General features: G+C 67.8%; 16 protein-coding genes. 10 read left to right on the top strand and 6 right to left on the bottom strand.

What is annotated here, in order from left to right; all coding sequences use genetic code 11:
• Positions 1-3 precede the first annotated feature (3 nt).
• Genes ABGI63_RS22135 through fliR form a run of 4 tightly spaced genes read left to right on the top strand, consistent with a single transcriptional unit; the run spans position 4 to position 2187 of the window.
• Positions 4-360 carry a FliO/MopB family protein gene (locus ABGI63_RS22135; RefSeq protein ID WP_349744692.1) on the top strand — a complete coding sequence of 119 codons (357 nt, stop codon included), beginning with the start codon at positions 4-6 and terminating at the stop codon, positions 358-360.
• A gap of 40 nt (positions 361-400) precedes the next feature.
• Positions 401-1126 (top strand): flagellar type III secretion system pore protein FliP, encoded by a 726-nt coding sequence (gene fliP / locus ABGI63_RS22130; RefSeq protein WP_432767462.1) that lies wholly within the window; start codon positions 401-403, stop codon positions 1124-1126.
• A 16-nt stretch (positions 1127-1142) separates the two neighbouring features.
• Positions 1143-1412, top strand: coding sequence for a flagellar biosynthesis protein FliQ (gene fliQ, locus ABGI63_RS22125; protein ID WP_137943304.1), 270 nt, complete (start codon positions 1143-1145; stop codon positions 1410-1412).
• Between the two features lie 10 nt (positions 1413-1422).
• Positions 1423-2187 carry a flagellar biosynthetic protein FliR gene (fliR, locus tag ABGI63_RS22120; protein WP_349744690.1) on the top strand — a complete coding sequence of 255 codons (765 nt, stop codon included), beginning with the start codon at positions 1423-1425 and terminating at the stop codon, positions 2185-2187.
• A 24-nt stretch (positions 2188-2211) separates the two neighbouring features.
• Here the strand turns inward: fliR and ABGI63_RS22115 are convergent, their stop codons facing one another.
• The 6 genes from ABGI63_RS22115 to ABGI63_RS22090 all read right to left on the bottom strand — a co-directional run bounded on the left by ABGI63_RS22115 (position 2212) and on the right by ABGI63_RS22090 (position 8788).
• The gene (locus tag ABGI63_RS22115) at positions 2212-3084 is read right to left on the bottom strand and encodes a DUF4394 domain-containing protein (protein ID WP_349744689.1); all 873 of its coding nucleotides are present in this window, start codon (positions 3082-3084) and stop codon (positions 2212-2214) included.
• A gap of 133 nt (positions 3085-3217) precedes the next feature.
• Positions 3218-3736, bottom strand: a complete 519-nt coding sequence (locus ABGI63_RS22110; RefSeq protein ID WP_349744688.1) for a YfiR family protein — start codon at positions 3734-3736, stop codon at positions 3218-3220.
• Positions 3733-5697, bottom strand: a complete 1965-nt coding sequence (locus ABGI63_RS22105; RefSeq protein ID WP_349744687.1) for a TonB-dependent receptor plug domain-containing protein — start codon at positions 5695-5697, stop codon at positions 3733-3735. Before ABGI63_RS22105 ends, ABGI63_RS22110 begins: the two co-directional genes overlap by 4 nt.
• The gene (locus ABGI63_RS22100) at positions 5690-6973 is read right to left on the bottom strand and encodes a diguanylate cyclase domain-containing protein (RefSeq protein WP_349744686.1); all 1284 of its coding nucleotides are present in this window, start codon (positions 6971-6973) and stop codon (positions 5690-5692) included. Before ABGI63_RS22100 ends, ABGI63_RS22105 begins: the two co-directional genes overlap by 8 nt.
• Positions 6974-7004: 31 nt before the next feature.
• Positions 7005-7646 (bottom strand): response regulator, encoded by a 642-nt coding sequence (locus tag ABGI63_RS22095; protein ID WP_349744685.1) that lies wholly within the window; start codon positions 7644-7646, stop codon positions 7005-7007.
• Positions 7643-8788, bottom strand: a complete 1146-nt coding sequence (locus ABGI63_RS22090) for a hybrid sensor histidine kinase/response regulator (protein ID WP_349744684.1) — start codon at positions 8786-8788, stop codon at positions 7643-7645. Before ABGI63_RS22090 ends, ABGI63_RS22095 begins: the two co-directional genes overlap by 4 nt.
• 261 nt (positions 8789-9049) lie before the next feature.
• Between ABGI63_RS22090 and ABGI63_RS22085 the strand changes: the two genes are divergently transcribed.
• From ABGI63_RS22085 to ABGI63_RS22060, 6 genes are all read left to right on the top strand, one after another.
• Positions 9050-9508, top strand: coding sequence for a hypothetical protein (locus tag ABGI63_RS22085; protein WP_349744683.1), 459 nt, complete (start codon positions 9050-9052; stop codon positions 9506-9508).
• Positions 9509-9557: 49 nt separating this feature from the next.
• On the top strand, positions 9558-9920 hold the full coding sequence (locus ABGI63_RS22080; RefSeq protein ID WP_077038091.1) for a response regulator: 363 nt from the start codon (positions 9558-9560) through the stop codon (positions 9918-9920).
• Between the two features lie 28 nt (positions 9921-9948).
• Positions 9949-12072 carry a chemotaxis protein CheA gene (locus tag ABGI63_RS22075; RefSeq protein ID WP_349744682.1) on the top strand — a complete coding sequence of 708 codons (2124 nt, stop codon included), beginning with the start codon at positions 9949-9951 and terminating at the stop codon, positions 12070-12072.
• 24 nt (positions 12073-12096) lie between these two features.
• Positions 12097-13863, top strand: coding sequence for a methyl-accepting chemotaxis protein (locus ABGI63_RS22070; RefSeq protein ID WP_349744681.1), 1767 nt, complete (start codon positions 12097-12099; stop codon positions 13861-13863).
• A 62-nt stretch (positions 13864-13925) separates the two neighbouring features.
• Positions 13926-14459 (top strand): chemotaxis protein CheW, encoded by a 534-nt coding sequence (locus ABGI63_RS22065; RefSeq protein ID WP_349744680.1) that lies wholly within the window; start codon positions 13926-13928, stop codon positions 14457-14459.
• A 74-nt stretch (positions 14460-14533) separates the two neighbouring features.
• Complete coding sequence (locus ABGI63_RS22060) at positions 14534-16672, top strand: methyl-accepting chemotaxis protein (protein WP_349744679.1); 2139 nt, start codon at positions 14534-14536, stop codon at positions 16670-16672.
• Positions 16673-16731: the final 59 nt, after the last annotated feature.

Here is a 16731-nt window from a genome sequence, read left to right as displayed (position 1 = left end):
GGCATGAGCAACAACCTCCTGCCTATCTTCTGGTTCTTCGCCATCCTGGCGCTGATACCGGCCCTGCTGTGGCTGCTCAAGCGCACGCCGCTGGGCGGCGCAGCCGGCACCCACGGCCAGATGCGCACCGTCGCGGTGCTGCAGCTCTCGCCGAACCAGCGCCTGGTGACCGTCGAGGTCGGCCAGGGCGAGGACCGCCGCTGGCTGGTGCTGGGCGTCACCGCGCAGCAGATCAGCACCCTGCATGTGCTGCCGCCGCAGCCCGAGGGTGCGGCGGGCCCGGCCGCCGCCGCCCCGTTCGCGCAGATGCTGATGGCGCGACTCAAGAAAGATGGCAGCGGAGACCAGCGTGCGCCCTGATCCCCGCCGACATTCCCGGCTCAGGCAAGGCCTGACCCTGCTGTTTCTGCTGTCCGGCGCCGCCGCAGCGCTGGCCCAGACCGGCGGCGCGCCCGCGACCTTGCCGCTGATCATCGGCCAGGGTGCCGGCGGCAGCAGCTACTCGGTGCCGATCCAGACCCTGCTGTTCTTCACCGCCCTGGGCTTCCTGCCGGCCGTGCTCTTGATGATGACCGGCTTCACCCGCATCGTCATCGTGCTCTCGCTGATGCGCCAGGCCCTGGGCACCCAGGCGGCGCCGCCGAATCAGGTGATCGTCGGCCTGTCGCTGTTCCTGACCTTCTTCGTGATGAGTCCCACGCTGGACAAGGTCTATGCCGAGGCCTGGCAACCCTACTCGGCCGGCACCATCGGCTTCGATGTGGCCCTGCAGCGCGCCGAGGTGCCGATGCGCGGCTTCATGCTGAAGCAGACCCGCCAGGCCGATGTCGCGCTGTTCTCGCGCCTGGCCAAGCTGGAAGGCGACATCAAGCCCGAGGATGTGCCCTTCAAGGTGCTGGTGCCGGCCTTTGTCACCAGCGAGCTGAAGTCGGCCTTCCAGATCGCCTTTCTGATCTTCATTCCCTTTCTGGTGATCGACATGATCGTCTCCAGCGTGCTGATGAGCCTGGGCATGATGATGCTGAGCCCGGTGCTGGTGGCCCTGCCCTTCAAGCTGATGCTGTTCGTGCTGGCCGATGGCTGGAACCTGCTGCTGGGTTCGCTGGCCGCCTCCTTCGTGACCTGAGCCCAGAGACAAGCCCATGGATGCACAACAAGTCTTCACCTTCGGCCAGGAAGGCCTCTACATGTTGCTGCTGGTGGCCGCACCCATCCTGCTGACCGTGCTGGCGGTGGGCGTGCTGGTCAGCGTGTTCCAGGCCGCCACCCAGATCAACGAGGCGACCCTGAGCTTCGTGCCCAAGGTCGTCGCCGCCGTGCTGGTGATGGCGGTGGCCGGCCCCTGGATGGTGACCACGCTGGTCGAGTACATCCAGCGCACCTTGCAGACGATTCCGCAGGTCGTCGGCTGACACGGCGTCGATGTTTTCTTTCACCGAGGCCCAACTGCTGCAGTGGCTGACGCCGCTGCTGTGGCCCTTCATCCGCACCTTGGCGCTGTTTGCCGGCATGCCCATCTTCAGCCAGCGCAATGTGCCGATGCGGGTGCGCGTGGGTCTGGCGCTGTTCATCTCGCTGGCGGCCCAGCCCTCGCTGCCGGCGATGCCGGTGGTGCCGCTGGACTCGCCACCGCTGCTGCTGATGCTGATCGCGCAGCAGCTGCTGATCGGCCTGTCGCTGGGCTTCGCGGTGCGCATCGTGTTCGCGGCGCTGGAGTTCGCCGGCGAGCTGGTGGGCCTGCAGATGGGCCTGAACTTCGCCGGCTTCTTCGACCCCGCGACCGGCAGCCAAGGCACGGCCAGCGCGCGCTTCTTCGGCGCGATGGTGGCCTTTCTGTTCATCGCGATCAACGGCCACCTACTGCTGATCAACGCGCTGATACAGAGCTTCACGGCCTTCCCGGTCGGCGACGAGCCCTTCCGTTTCCTGCGCGTGGCCCAGCCCCAGGTCTGGGGCGCGCAGATCTTCCATATCGGCCTGTGGATCGCGCTGCCGTTGATCACGATGCTGATGTTCGTCAATCTGGTGCTGGGCGTGATCGCCCGCGTCGCGCCGCAGATCACCGTCTTCGCGGTCGGTTTTCCGCTGACCGTCAGCATCGGCCTGGTGGGCATGCTGGCCACGCTGCCGCTGATGCAGATGCCTTTTATGGTGGCGCTGGAGCGCATGCTGGCCGCCTTCGGCTGAAGACGGCCAGAGCGAGGCGCTGGCTCAGACGCGCGCTCGCCTGCGCGCCACCCCACCGACCGCCAGCAGGCCCAGCAGCAACATCGCGTAGGTCTGCGGCTCGGGCACCGCGCTGACCGTCAGGCCCGACAAGGTGCCGTTGTAGGCGCCGGCCAGGCTGGCCTGCCCGGTGCGCAGATCGATGCTGTAGAGCGATGTGCTCAACGCCGGGCCGGCATCGACATTCAGCGCCGCCCAGGCCTGGCCGTTGCCGAGGATCTCGAAGCCATTGGCCCGCAGCACATCGACGCCCAGCGAACCGACCGTCGTGATCGTCGGCGTATTGAAGGCCGAGGAGGCGAACGCCAGCGTGTCATTGGCACTGTCGATGTAGTACAGCGCGGTGCCGCCGGCCGGCGCGCCGCCCTGCCCCGGCATCGAGTTGGTGTAGGCCACGGCGGTATAGCCCGGCGCCACGGTGTTGGCGGCATTGCCGACCGCACCGGTCAGCGCATTGACGGCGAAATTGCCGCCGGCCGAGCTGATCAGGCGCAGCGAGGCGCCGGTGCCGGCATCGGCCACCGGATTGAAGTCCAGACCATAGGCGAGATTGCCCTGGACCACGGCGCTGCTCAGATTGGCGACAAAGCTGGTCGCGCCCGTCATCTCGTCCAGCGTGTAGAGCCGGTTGGACAAGGTCACGCCATAGATCTTGCCGTCCGAGGGCCGGGTGTCGATGCCGACGAAGCGATCACCGGCATCCAGGCCGCTGATGTCCTTGTTGACGGCCGCGCCGATATTGGCGGTGTCGAAGCGGGTGAGCTGGTTCTGGCTGTTGATGCCCACCAGGGTGACGGCCTGGGCGGCGCCGGCGCTCAAGGCGAGCAAGGCGGCACCGGTGCGAGCGAAGAATGGCATGGAAGAACTCCTGTGCGTATGCGCAGACACACCGACGCGAGGCTCTCGAACCGGCGCTGCAGGCTCTGTACGCAGCCCGGCCCGGATGGATGCAGGATGTCGGCATGCCCCCCTAGGCCTAGGGGGCAACCCGCTACCGCACCTCGCGCGCCAGCTTCAGCATCTGCGCGCTCAGCACCAGGCCACGGCGCCGGCTTTCGCTGAGATTGACGCGAAACGCCAGGTTGTTGGGCTCCTGGATCAGGCCGATGTCGGCGCCGGCGCGAAAGGCCTCGGGGCTGTCGGCCACCAGCAGCACCGGACTGGCGTCCAGCGCCAGCATCCAGCGCCGCAGCTCGGCGCGCCCGAGCTCGCCCAGCACCAGCAACTGGCAGTGGCGTGCCTGCTCGGGCCGCTCCGGCAGCGCCAGCTCCGGCAGCAGCCCGCCCCAGGGCCTGCGCAACTGCTCGCGCAGCGCCGCCGCCAGCTCCGGCGACGTGCCGGCCAGGCACAGCGTGAAGCTGCGCAGCGGCGGTGGCGGCCAGCCGGTGAACTGGGCAAAGCGGTAGATGAAGGCCGCCTTCAGCCGCGCATCGTCGGGCACCGGCTCGTTCGCGGCGGCCGGTGCCGCCAGCACCAGCAGCCAGGCCAGCGGCAGCCAGACCTTGCTCATGGCTCGAAACGCCGGCTCAGACTCAGGCGCAAGACCCGACCCTCCTGGCGCAGCGGCAGCAGGCTGCCGGGCTCGGTGAACTCGGCGTAGCGCTTGTCGGCCAGGTTGTAGAGTCCCAGCGCCAGCTCGCTGCGCGTCTCGACGGGCCACAGCAGCTGCAGATTGACGATGCCGTAAGCCCCCTGGCGCTGGTCCAGCACGCGCCGCGCGCCGGCCGACAGCCACTGGGCCGACAGCCGCAGCGGCCCCAGCGGCTGGCTGGCCTGCAGCTTCAGCAGGCTGGCGGGCTGGGTATTGAGCGCATCGGTCGCGGCATCGCTGCGCTGCCGGTTCAGGCTCAGGCTGGCCGACAGCTCGCCGCCGCCGGCCCAGCGCCCTTCCAGCCCCAGCTCCACACCGCGGCTGAGCAACCGGGCGCTGTTCTCGTAGACCGGGAACTCGGGGCTCAGCCGTATCAGGCCGCTGATGCGGCTCAGGTGCAGCGAGGCACGCAAGCGCCACTGCGCGCTCAGGCCCTGGTCCAGGGCCAGCTCCAGGCTGCGCACCCGCTCGGCGCGCAGTGCCGGTGCGCCCAGCTCCTCGTTATTGCCGGCCTCGACGCGGTTGGCAGCCCGGAAGGCGCTGCCGTACAGCAGCTTGACGCCGGTCTGTGCGGCCGGGCTCCAGACCCAGGCCAGGCGCGGGTTGAGGCTGGCACCGGCGGTGCGGCTGCGGTCATGGCGCAGCCCCAGCACCAGGGTGTGGCGCGGCGCCAGCCGCCATTCGTCCTGCACGAACAGGCCCAGGCGCCGGTCACTGCCGTCCCGTTCCACCCAGGGCGGCACGCCCACGGTGCCGGCCCAGACCTGCTGGGCCGCATCGTGCTGGTACTCCAGGCCCAGGCTGAGGAAGTGCTGCGCGATCCCCTGATAGCCCAGGCGCAGGTCCAGCTGGCCCCAGCGGCCGAGGAACTGACTGCGGTACAGCGCCAGCGCGCCCTGGTTCTCGTCCGCGACATAGGGCGCGCTATTGCGATAGAGCGCGCGCTGCAGCGCGAGCGCGGCATACAGATCCCAGTCCTCGCTCAGCGCACGCTCCAGTGTCAGCTGGGCGAAGTGATTGCGGGTCAGATCCAGCGAGGGCTCCAGGCGCTCCGGCTGCAGCGGTGACACGAACACCGGCAGCTGGCGGCGCCGCTCGCTGCCGCCCAGGCGCAGGTTCAGACCGCGATAGGAAAAACCCGCCTGCAAACGGCTGCCGCGGTCGCGGTCCAGCGCTCGGTGGCGCGCCGCCAAGGCCGGTGGCGGTTGCACCGCATCGGGCATGCGATCCTGCTCGAAACTCGACAGCCCGACCCAGCCCTCGGCCCCGCCGTCGGCGCGCCGGCCCAGCGAGACCGAGGCCTGGCGCTCCGAGCTGGAGGCCTGGCTGAACCCCAGGCGCAGGCCCTGCAGCCGGTCGGCGCGCTGGGTGACGATATTGATCACGCCGAAAAAGGCATTGTTGCCATAGACCGAGGAGCCAGGGCCGGGCGCGAACTCGACCCGCTCGATCAGCGCGATATCGACCAGCGCGTCGCGCCCGACCTGGGCCGCGTCGAGGATGTTGTCGTTGAGCCGCATGCCGTCCAGCAGCACCAGCAGGCGCGAGTTGTACTCGCCGGCCCGGCCCAGGCCGCGCGCCGAAACAAAGCTGAAGATGCTGTTGCTGCTGACATAAAGCCCGGGCAAGCTGCGCAGCACATCGCTCAGGCTGCGCAGACCGAGCCGGGCGATGTCCTGGGCGGTCAGCACATAGGTGACGGCCGGCGCCTGGGCCTCGCTCTGGGCGAAGCGCGAGGCCGCGCTGACCTCGACCCCGCGCGAGGGCTGGTCCAGGCCCTGTTTGAGCAGTTCCTCCAGACTCGGTGGATCGTCGGCACCGGCCGCAGCAGCGGCCAGCACATACAGCAGGGCAAAAACGGTCTTAGCGGCCTTAGACATCAGTGGCCCGCCTGTAGCAGTTCTTGCCGGCCCGCTTGGCCGCATACATCGCGGCATCGGCGCGCGCCAGCAGGGTCGCCGGCGTATCGGCATCACCGGGGCAGAAGGCCAGGCCCAGGGTCGCTCCGACCGGCATCAGTGCCCCGGCCACCCACAGCGGCTCGCGCACGGCGGCGATCAGGCGCTGGGCCAGGGCTTCGGCGGCGGCGGCATCGGGCAACTCGGGCAGCAGCAGCGCAAACTCGTCGCCGCCCAGGCGGCACAGCCGGTCATGGCCGCGCAGCACCGCGCCCATACGCCGCGCCACCTCGCGCAGCACCGCATCGCCGGCCTCATGGCCATGGCCGTCGTTGACGAGCTTGAAGTTGTCCAGATCAATGAAGACCAGGGCCATCAGCTCATCGTGCTGCAGGCTTTGCGCCATCAGATCGGCCAGCGCGCGCTCGAAGGCCAGGCGGTTGGGCAGGCCGGTCAGGCTGTCGTGATGCGCCAGCTGCTGCAGCTGCTGGCCGGCGGCCTGCTCCTGGCGCAGGCGCTGGTTCAGGCCCTGCTGGGCGGCCTCGATGCGGCTGAGCATCTCGTTGAAGCGCTCGCTCAGACGCCCCACCTCATCAGGGCGTCGCACCGGCGCGCGCCGGCCATAGTCATGGTCACCGGCCACCTGTTCGGCCAGCGCGGCCAGCTCGACGATGGGCGCCAGCGCCCGCCGCTGCACGGCCCTCAGCACCTGAGCGGCCAGCACGATGGCCAGCAGCGCCAGCACGCCCGTCAGCGCGGCCAGCCGCAGCAGCCCCTGCTCCAGACCGGCCAGGCTCTCGCGCAGCAGCAGATGGCCGACCGGCTCGCCCTGCTGCAGCACCCGGGCATGGACATGGATTTCACCGCCCTCGATGACACGGCCGATCCAGGCCGGCACGACGGCCGGTGTGGCGCCTTCGACCGGCCAGCGCGCGAACAGCCGGCCCCGGGCGTCCAGCAGCTGCAGTTCCAGCAGCTCGGCGCGGTGCGCGAACGCGGCCAGCTCGGCGGCCGCAGCGGCGCGGTCCTCGAACACCAGCATCGCCGCCAGGCCATGGGCCAGCAGCTGGGCGGCCTGCTCGGCGGCCTGGGCCTGGCGCTCGCGGGCGCCCAGCCAGGAGACCCCGGCAATCAGGCCCAGGGTCAGCAGCAGGGTCGCGGCCAGCACCGTCAGATTGAGCGCCGTCAGCCGACGCACCAGCGAGCGCTCGGGCGGCCGCGCCGGCCGACCTTTGGCGCTCGGTTCTTGGTCTGCCATCAGCGCTTTATCGGCGCGCTGCCGGCCGGCTTTAGCTCTCGACCAGGCCGTTGCGGATCGCGTAAACCGTCAGCTCGGAGTTGTTCGACAGGGCCAGCTTCTCCAGCACGCGGGCGCGGTAGACGCTGACGGTCTTGGGGCTCAGGGTCAGTTCCTCGGCGATGTCCGACAGGCGCTTGCCCGAGGCGATCATCACCAGGGTCTGCAGCTCGCGGTCGGAGAGCTTCTGGTGGGCCTGCTCGGTGGACGGCGCGGTCAGGCTCTCGACCAGCATCTGGGCGATCTCGGGCGTCACATACTTGCGGCCCTGAGCCACGGTGCGCACCGCCGCCACCAGCAGCTGAGGGTCGCCGCCCTTGTTGACATAGCCGAAGGCACCGGCCTTCAGTGCGCGGATCGCGTACTGGTCCTCCGGATACATCGAGACGATCAGCACCCGCACCGGGTTGCCCTCGTCCTTCAGCACATGCAGCACGTCGAGGCCGCTGCGGCCCGGCATATTGATGTCCAGCACCAGCACATCGCAGTCCTTGCCGGGCTGGCGCATCAGCGTGCGCAGCTCGCCATAGTCGCCGGCCTCGCCGATGACCTCGATATCGGCCGCATCGGACAGGGTGTCGCGGATGCCGCGGCGTATCAGCGCATGGTCGTCACACAGGATCACCTTGATCATGCGCAGCCCCAGGCGGAAGGATCATGGGTGGCGGCGCGGCCGGCCTCGTCGTCGGCCAGGCTGTCGTCGGGCGCTTCGAGCGGCACCGACAGGATCAGGCTGGTCCCTCTGCTATTGCTGCTCAAATCGACCCATCCCCCAACGGTTGCGGCCCGTTCATGCAGACCACGGATGCCGAATGATCGCGCCTTGGCAAGATCGCCCGGCGCCACGCCCTGCCCATTGTCGCTGACCTCCAGGGTCAGCACGCCCGAGTCGACGCTCAGCTCGATATCGACCCGGCTGGCATTTGCGTGCTTGCTGACATTGGTCAAGGCCTCCTGCGCGGTGCGGTAGGCCACCAGCGGCACGCCGGCCGGCAGCTGGATCTGCTCATGGCTGGTGCGCATCGTCGTCGTGATGCCGGTGCGGCGCTCGAAACGCATGCTCATCCACTGCACCGCCGCGACCAGGCCCTGCTCCAGGATGGCCGGTCGCAGGTTGTGCATGATGCGCTGGCTGGCCTCGATCGCGTAGCTGACCGTCTCCAGCGCCGACTGCACGCGCTGGCGCACCGCCGCGTCCTGCGCATGGCGGGCGATCCAGGCCAGGTCGAATTTCAGCGCGGTCAGCGAGCCGCCGACATCGTCGTGGATCTCGCGCGCGATCGCCGCGCGCTCCATCTCGACGCTGGTCTGCAGATGGCCGGCCAGCTCGTGCAGGCGCTGCTTGCTCTTGCGCAGCTCGCGGTCGGCCTCCAGCCGGGCGCACTGCATGTCATTGGCCTCGATGGCATGCAGCAGGGCCGGCGCCAGCCGCGCCAGATTGTTCTTCAGCAGATAGTCGGAGGCGCCGGTGCGCATCGCCGCCACGGCCGTGTCTTCGCCGATCTCGCCGGAGACCAGCACGAAGGGAATCAGGCGCTTGCTCTCCTTGAGCATGTCCAGCACCACCAGGCCGGAGAAACCGGGCAGGTTGTAATCGGACACGATGGCATCCCAGGCCTCGGTCAGCGCCTGCGCGACCTCGGCCAGGGTATCGACCCGGTGCACGTCCAGGTCCAGGCCGGCGCGGCGCAGCTGGGCCACGATCAGTTGGTGATCGAGTTCCGAATCCTCAACATGGAGTACACGCAGGCGGCGCTCGGCGCTAGAAACAGTCATGGGGCGGGAGTATGCCAAGAATGTGCAACAACTCACGGCAGCCCTGCCGCTATCTATCAGCGGCAGCGCGGCCCAGCCCACAATCCGGCGTTAACCCGCATCAGGTTTGTTGGATTCGGGTCGATTCCAAGAAATAGGCCCAGTTCGGGCCGATTGTCCTGTCGACATGCCCACAAGAAATGCCGAAGATCCCGGATATGACCGGAGCATCCGGTCGTCTGAGCCAGGTCAGCACATAACAAGCATGGAGCGACGAAGCCGATGAACGAAAACTCCACCCCTGACGAAGAGCCGGGCATGCTCCCTTTGCTGGCCGCCGCCGAGTTGCAGGACCACCTGATGACGGTGACCAATGATCTGGAGCGCCTGCAGCGCCTGCTCGACGATGCCGGCGAGGCCTTGTCCGGCCATTTCTACAGCGCCTCCAGCCAGGTCCAGAACCTGCTGCGCCAGGCGGCTCAAACCCCCGGCGCCGACAGCGGCGCGCTGCACCATGTGATGGAAGACATTGCCGGCGCCATCACGGCGCTGCAGTTCCAGGACATGGCCACCCAGCTGATCGCCCACACCAGCCAGCGCCTGCGCAACTGCGCCGACCAGCTGGCGCGCGACACCTTTGGCGACGACGAAGACGGCGAGGCGGTCGTCGAGATCGCGCCGCTGCGCCCGAATCCCGTGACTCAGGACGAAATGGACGCAGGGTCCATCGAACTGTTCTAAAGAGTTCTCAAGTTCAACCGATATCAGCTTGTTATCCGGAGAGAAAGCGATGCATTCAATTCTTGCTGTGGACGATTCGGCCTCGATGCGCCAGATGGTCTCCTTCACCCTCAAGAACGCAGGTTTCAATGTGGTTGAGGCGGTCGATGGCCAGGATGCCTGGGAAAAGTCCAGCTCGCGCGATTTCGATCTGGTGCTGACCGATCAGAACATGCCGCGCATGGACGGCATCAGCCTGACCAAGAAACTGCGCGACAACCCCAAGTTCAAAACCACCCCCATCCTGATCCTGACCACCGAGTCCAGCGACCAGATGAAGCAGGCCGGCCGTGCCGCTGGCGCCACCGGCTGGCTGGTCAAGCCTTTTGATCCGGCCAAGCTGATCGAGGTGATCGGCAAAGTGATTCGCTGAGGCCTGGCGCCACAACAAGGAGTAAAGCATGGGAGAAATGACCTCCGAAGGCGCAAGCCTGAGTGCCGGCATTGACCTGAGTCAGTTCTACCAGGTCTTCTTCGAGGAAGCCGGCGAGAACCTCGACAATATGGAACAGCTGCTGCTGAACCTGAATATCGAGACCGCCGACGATGAAGAGCTGAACGCGATCTTCCGCTGCGCGCACTCGATCAAGGGTGGCGCGGCGACCTTCGGCTTCGGTGATGTGGCCGAGCTGACCCACCAGATGGAGACGCTGCTGGACAAGCTGCGCCGCCACGAGCTGGCACCGAATGCCGCGATGGTGGACATCCTGCTGCAGTCCGGCGACGCGCTGCGCGCGCAGCTGGGCCGCCACCAGGGCTCCGGGGCCGAGGCGGTCGACACCACCGATCTGCTGACCAGCATCCGTGCGCTGGTCGAGGGCAAGGAGGTGACGGCTCCGGTGGCGCAGAGCGCCGCGCCGGCGCCTGCACCAGCGCCCAAGCCGGCCGCAGCGCCGGCCAAGCCGACCGCACGCGAGCTGGAGCTGCAGGTCGGACCGCTGTCCGACCTGAGCCTGGCCGACAACCTGGTCGATCTGTTCAAGGAAATCACCGATCTGGGCACGATAGAGCCGCTGGACGGCGGCGTGTCCTCCGACGGCATGCGCCGCTACAAGATCCTGACCGGCAGCACCGACAACGATCTGCTGGACCTCTTCACCTTCCATGTGGCCCGTGAGCAGGTCAAGCTGCTGCCGCTGGGTCCGGGCTTCGGCTTCCACGAGGGAGCGCCCGGCGCGCCGCCGGCCGAGGCGCCGAGCAAGGATCCGGGTTACGGCTTCTTCGATGACGCCCCGGGCCTGCCCGGCGGCACCACCGGCACCGAGCTCGAAGCCCAGGCCCAGTTGCCCGCCGAGGCACCGAAGACCGTGGTGGCCAAGCCGGCTGCCAAGGCGGAGGCCCGCCCGCCGGCCGGCGGCATGGACCAGTCCACGCTGCGCGTCTCGGTCGAGAAGGTCGACCAGCTGATCAATCTGGTCGGCGAGCTGGTCATCACCCAGGCCATGCTGGCGCAGAACAGCAGCCAGCTGGACCCGGCCCTGTATCAGCAGCTGGCCTCCGGCCTGGCCGATCTGGAACGCAACACCCGGGATCTGCAGGAATCGGTGATGTCGATCCGCATGATTCCGATGTCGGGCGTGTTCAACCGCTTCCCGCGCATGCTGCGCGACCTGGCCGCCAAGCTGGGCAAGAAGGTCGAGCTGGTCACGCAGGGCGAAGCCACCGAGCTGGACAAGGGTCTGGTCGAGAAGATCACCGACCCGCTGACCCATCTGGTGCGCAATAGCTGCGACCACGGCATCGAGCTGCCGGCCGAACGCACCGCCAAGGGCAAGCCCGAGCAGGGCACGATCACCCTGGTCGCCTCGCACCAGGGCGGCTCCATCGTGATCGAGGTGCGCGACGACGGCCGCGGCCTGAACCGCGACAAGCTGATCAAGAAGGCGCGCGAGAAAGGCATCGATGCGCCCGACTCGATGAGCGACGCCGAGGTCTGGGGCCTGATCTTCGCGCCCGGCTTCTCCACCGCCGACCAGGTCACCGACGTCTCGGGACGCGGCGTCGGCATGGACGTGGTCAAGCGCAATATCACCCAGCTGGGCGGCACGGTCGAGATCGACTCGGCCGAAGGCTATGGCATGAAGGTCTCGGTGCGTCTGCCGCTGACCCTGGCCATCATGGACGGCATGAGCGTGGGCGTCGGCGACGAGGTCTACATCCTGCCGCTGGCCTCGGTGGTCGAGTCCTTCCAGGTCCAGGCCGACACCATCAAGACCGTCGGCGGCTCCGGCCGCGTGGTCGAGGTGCGCGACGAATACATGCCGGTCGTGGAATTGGAGCAGGTTTTCAATGTTCCGCGTTTCGATTTCGAGCATGTCAGCTCCATCATGGTGGTGGTGGAAGCCGAAGGGGGCCGCGTGGCCATGCTGGTGGACGAATTGCTCGGCCAGCAGCAGGTGGTCGTGAAGAACCTGGAAGCCAATTACCGCAAGGTGCCCGACGTCTCGGGCGCCACCATCATGGGCGACGGCCGCGTCGCGCTGATTCTCGATGTGGGCAGCCTGGTCAGGCGCTCGCGTCACTGAAGTCGAAGCTACAGAGGTATCCGAATGAGTATGAGTGCAATGCTCCGCCGCTTCAGCATCCGCACCCGCATGATTGGCGCGATCGCCATGGTGCTGGTGCTGCTGCTGGCCGTGGGCAGTGTCGGTCTGCTGGGCATGAACTCGATGCGCGACCAGACCAAGCAGTTCGCCGAAGTGTCCGTCGGCGAAGCCAACCAAGTCACCCGCCTGGTTCACGCCATGGGGGAGATGCGACGCTTCGAGAAGGACATGATCATCAACTACGAGAAGCCCGAGACCGTCAAGGCGATGCACGCCAAATGGGACGACTCGCGCAAGGCCATCGCCGAGATCGCCAAGGCGATGCGCAGCGGTGAAAGCGCCGGCGACAAGGCCAGCATGGCCAAGGTGTTGACCCTGCTGGACGCCTATGCCAGCAAGGCCCAGCCGGTGCTGACCCAGCTGGAGGCCGGCGGCTATGACAACGCGGCCGTGGCCGACAAGCTGCTGGGCCGCGCCAAGGAAGATGTGGCCCTGGCCGAGAAGCAGATCGATGAGCTGCGCGCCGCGCTGCAGCAGGAAGCCGCCGACACGCAGCAGCGTGCCGAGGCCACCCAGGGCCAGGTCTTGACCGCCTTCATCGTCGTGCTGGCCCTGGCCGCCGCCGTGGTCGTGCCGCTGACCCTGCTGAATATGCAGAGCATCTGCAAGCCGCTGGCCGAGGCCGAGTTGCTGGCCGAAGCGATCGCCAAGGGCGACCTGACCAGCAGCGCCGCCGTGGTCGAGGGCCAGGACGAGGCCTCGCATCTGATGCGCTCGCTGCAGAATATGCAGGCCTCCCTGCAGAATCTGGTGGGCCAGCTGCGCACCTCGGCCGACAGCATCCGCACCGCTTCGGTCGAGATCGCCACCGGCAACCAGGATCTGTCGGGGCGCACCGAGCAGACCGCCTCCAATCTGCAGCAGGCCGCCTCCTCGATGGTGCAGCTGACCGGCACCGTCAAGCAGACCGCCGATTCGGCCCGCACCGCCAACCAGCTGGTGTCCTCGGCCTCGAATGCGGCCGCCAAGGGCGGCCAGGTGGTCGGCCAGGTGGTCTCGACCATGGACGAGATCAACACCAGCTCGAAGAAGATCAGCGACATCATCGGCGTGATCGATGGCATCGCCTTCCAGACCAATATCCTGGCGCTGAACGCGGCCGTCGAGGCGGCCCGTGCCGGCGAGCAGGGCCGTGGCTTCGCGGTCGTGGCCGGTGAGGTGCGCTCGCTGGCCCAGCGCAGCGCCGAGGCCGCACGCGAGATCAAGACCCTGATCGGCGCCAGCGTCGAGCGCGTCGAGACCGGCGCCCGCCTGGTGCAGGAAGCCGGCAGCTCGATGAGCGACATCGTCTCCAGCGTGCAGCGTGTCTCCGACATCATCGGCGAGATCACCGCCGCTTCGGCCGAGCAGAGCGACGGCATCGGCCAGGTCAACCAGTCGGTGGTGCAGCTCGACCAGATGACGCAGCAGAACGCCGCGCTGGTGGAGGAGTCCGCCGCTGCGGCCGAGAGCCTGAAGGACCAGGCCGAGCGCCTGGCCCTGGCGGTCGACAAGTTCCGCATCAGCAAGCAGGCCAGCGCGATGCTGGCGCCGGCGGCCGCGCCGGTCAAGGCGTCCAGCCCACCCAAGCCGGCGCCGGCCAAGGCCGCTCCCAGAACTGTCGCTGCCGCAAAGCCGATCGCCGCGCCGCGTCCGTCGCCCAAGCCGCCCGCGCCCAGTCCCAAGCCTGCCGCCATGGCCGCCGCCGATGGCGACTGGGAAACCTTTTGATGCCTGCCGGCATCGCCCGCCCTCCTTTCGATCATCAAGCCCACACCACAACGAGGTAAGCCATGGAAACCATCAGCGAAACGACCCAGCTGGTCCGCCGTGAATCCGCCGGCAATCTGGCCGTCAAAGCCCATGGCCCGGCCAGCGGCGAATACCTGACCTTCCGCCTCGGCGGCGAGGAATACGGCATCGACATCCTGAAGGTGCAGGAAATCCGCTCCTACGAGCCGCCCACCCGCATCGCCAACGCCCCCGACTTCATCAAGGGCGTGGTCAATCTGCGCGGCGTCATCGTGCCCATCGTCGATCTGCGCCTGAAGCTGGGCTGCCCGAGCGCCGAGTACAACAGCTTCACCGTCGTGATCGTGCTGAATGTGCGCAACCGCGTCGTCGGTGCGGTCGTCGACTCGGTGTCCGATGTGCTGGAGCTGAGCCGCGACGCGATCCGCCCCGCGCCCGAACTGAATGCCAGCGCGGTCGACACCAGCTTCATCACCGGCATCGGCGCGGTCAACGACCGCATGCTGATCCTGATGGACATCGAAGGGCTGATGAGCAGCGCCGACATGGGTCTGATGGACTCCGTGATCGGCTGACAGCACTCAGGCCCGCCAGCGTAGCGGGCCTTCTTTTGACAGGGACGGACTCTGGGTCCAAGGAGTTGCCCCATATGGCTACCGGAATTACTTCGATCGCACGCCGCGTCTCTCTGGTCGGCGTCGTTTCCCTCTCCGTGATCCTGCTGAGCACCAGCGGGATCGTCAGCGTGATGCTGACCAAGGTCGCTCATGAACGTGTGGTCAGCTGGGTCGGCGACAAGACCCAGTCGCTGATCGACACGATGCACGCGATGGACGACACCTCGCGCACCCTGGTCGAGCGCAGCTTCGGCACCTTCCGCCAGGAGTTCGGTCCCAGCTTCACCTTGGACGAGACCAGCGGCGAGCTGCGCGACTGGGGCCCGACCCTGAACGGCAATTTCACCCAGGTCGACAAGTTCGCTTCCACCAGCGGCGGCGTCGCCACCGTGTTTGCCGCCAAGGGCGACGACTTCCTGCGCATCACCACCTCGCTGAAGAACGACAAGGGCGAGCGCGCGATGGGCACGCTGCTGGGCAAGCAGCACCCGGCCTACGCCACGCTGGTCGCCGGCAAGCCCTATGCGGGCCGCGCCAATCTGTTCGGCCGCGCCTATATGACCTATTACGAGCCGGTCAAGAACGATGCCGGCAAGCAGGTCGGCCTGCTCTTCATCGGCTTCGACCTCGATGCCTTCGAGGCGGCGATGAACAAGATGGCCGGCGACGCCAAGTTCTTCGACAGCGGCGGCACCTATATGGTCAGCGTCGGCAAGGACCCGACCCAGGCCCGCTTCGCCTCGCATCCGACGGCCAAGGGCAAGCTGGTCAGCGAGATCGCACCCAAGCTGATCAAGCAGCTCGGCGAGGTCGGCGAGGACGGCTATCTGAGCGATTCGCCCGATGTGCTGGGCAATGGCCACAGCGACAACTTCGCCGTCGTGCGCAAGAACGACAAGGCCGGGCTGTGGGTCGTGGCCCAGGTCTCGCGCGGCGAGGCGATGGCCTCGCACTGGGCCACGCTGGTGCCCTTCTGGCTGATGCTGGGTGGCACGACGGTGGCGCTGGGCTTCGGCCTGTTCTGGATGATGCGCAACTGGGTCGCCAAGCCGCTGGCCTCACTCAGCGAGGGCGTGCGCGCCATCGCCCAGGGTGACCTGAGCGTGCCGGTGCGCAGCGACCGGCAGGACGAGCTCGGCGCGCTGATGCGCGATACCGAGAGCATGCGCCAGCGCCTGGCCGACATCATCGGCACGGTGCGCAACTCGGTCGACTCGATAGGCACGGCCAGCGCCGAGATCGCCACCGGCAATCAGGACCTGAGCCAGCGCACCGAGCAGACCGCCTCGAATCTGCAGATCACCGCCTCCTCGATGGTGGAGCTGACCGGCACCGTCAAGCAGACCGCCGACTCGGCCCGCACCGCCAACCAGCTGGTGTCGACGGCCTCCAGCGCCGCCGCCAAGGGCGGCGAGGTGGTCAGCCAGGTGGTCTCGACGATGGACGAGATCAACACCAGCTCGAAGAAGATCAACGACATCATCGGCGTGATCGACGGCATCGCCTTCCAGACCAATATCCTGGCCTTGAACGCCGCCGTCGAAGCGGCCCGCGCCGGCGAGCAGGGTCGCGGCTTCGCGGTCGTGGCCGCCGAGGTGCGCTCGCTGGCCCAGCGCTCGGCGGCGGCGGCCAAGGAGATCAAAGGCCTGATCGGCGCCAGCGTCGACCGGGTCGAGGTCGGCAGCCGCCTGGTGCAGGAGGCCGGCAGCTCGATGCAGGACATCGTCGCCAGCGTGGCCCGGGTCTCCGACATCATCGGCGAGATCACCGCCGCCTCGGCCGAGCAGAGCGACGGCATCGGCAATGTCAACCAGTCGGTCGTGCAGCTCGACCAGATGACGCAGCAGAACGCCGCCCTGGTCGAACAGTCCGCCGCTGCCGCCGAGAGCCTCAAGGAGCAGGCCCATCGCCTGGTCGAGGCGGTCTCGGTGTTCCGGGTCGCGCCGGGCCAGTCGGCCGCCGCACCGCTGCCCAAGCCCGCACCCGCGCCCGCAACGAAAGCGAGCACGGCCGCCGCCAAGCACATCCCCGCCAAGAGCAGCCCGGCCAGCCCCGGTTCCAAGCAGGTCGCGCAGACGGTGCTGGCCAAGGCGGCTCAATCCAGCAAGCCCGCCGCTGCGCTGAGCCCGCCCAAGGCGGCCAAGGACGACGGCGATTGGGAAACGTTCTGAGTTGACAAATGATGCCGCCGGACATGCTCGCAGAAGCAGATCGCCGGCGAACGAATTCA

The sequence above is a fragment of the Roseateles cavernae genome (assembly GCF_040187885.1).
Taxonomy (GTDB): domain Bacteria; phylum Pseudomonadota; class Gammaproteobacteria; order Burkholderiales; family Burkholderiaceae_C; genus Roseateles_E; species Roseateles_E cavernae.
This window is presented reverse-complemented; position numbering and strand designations above follow the sequence as displayed.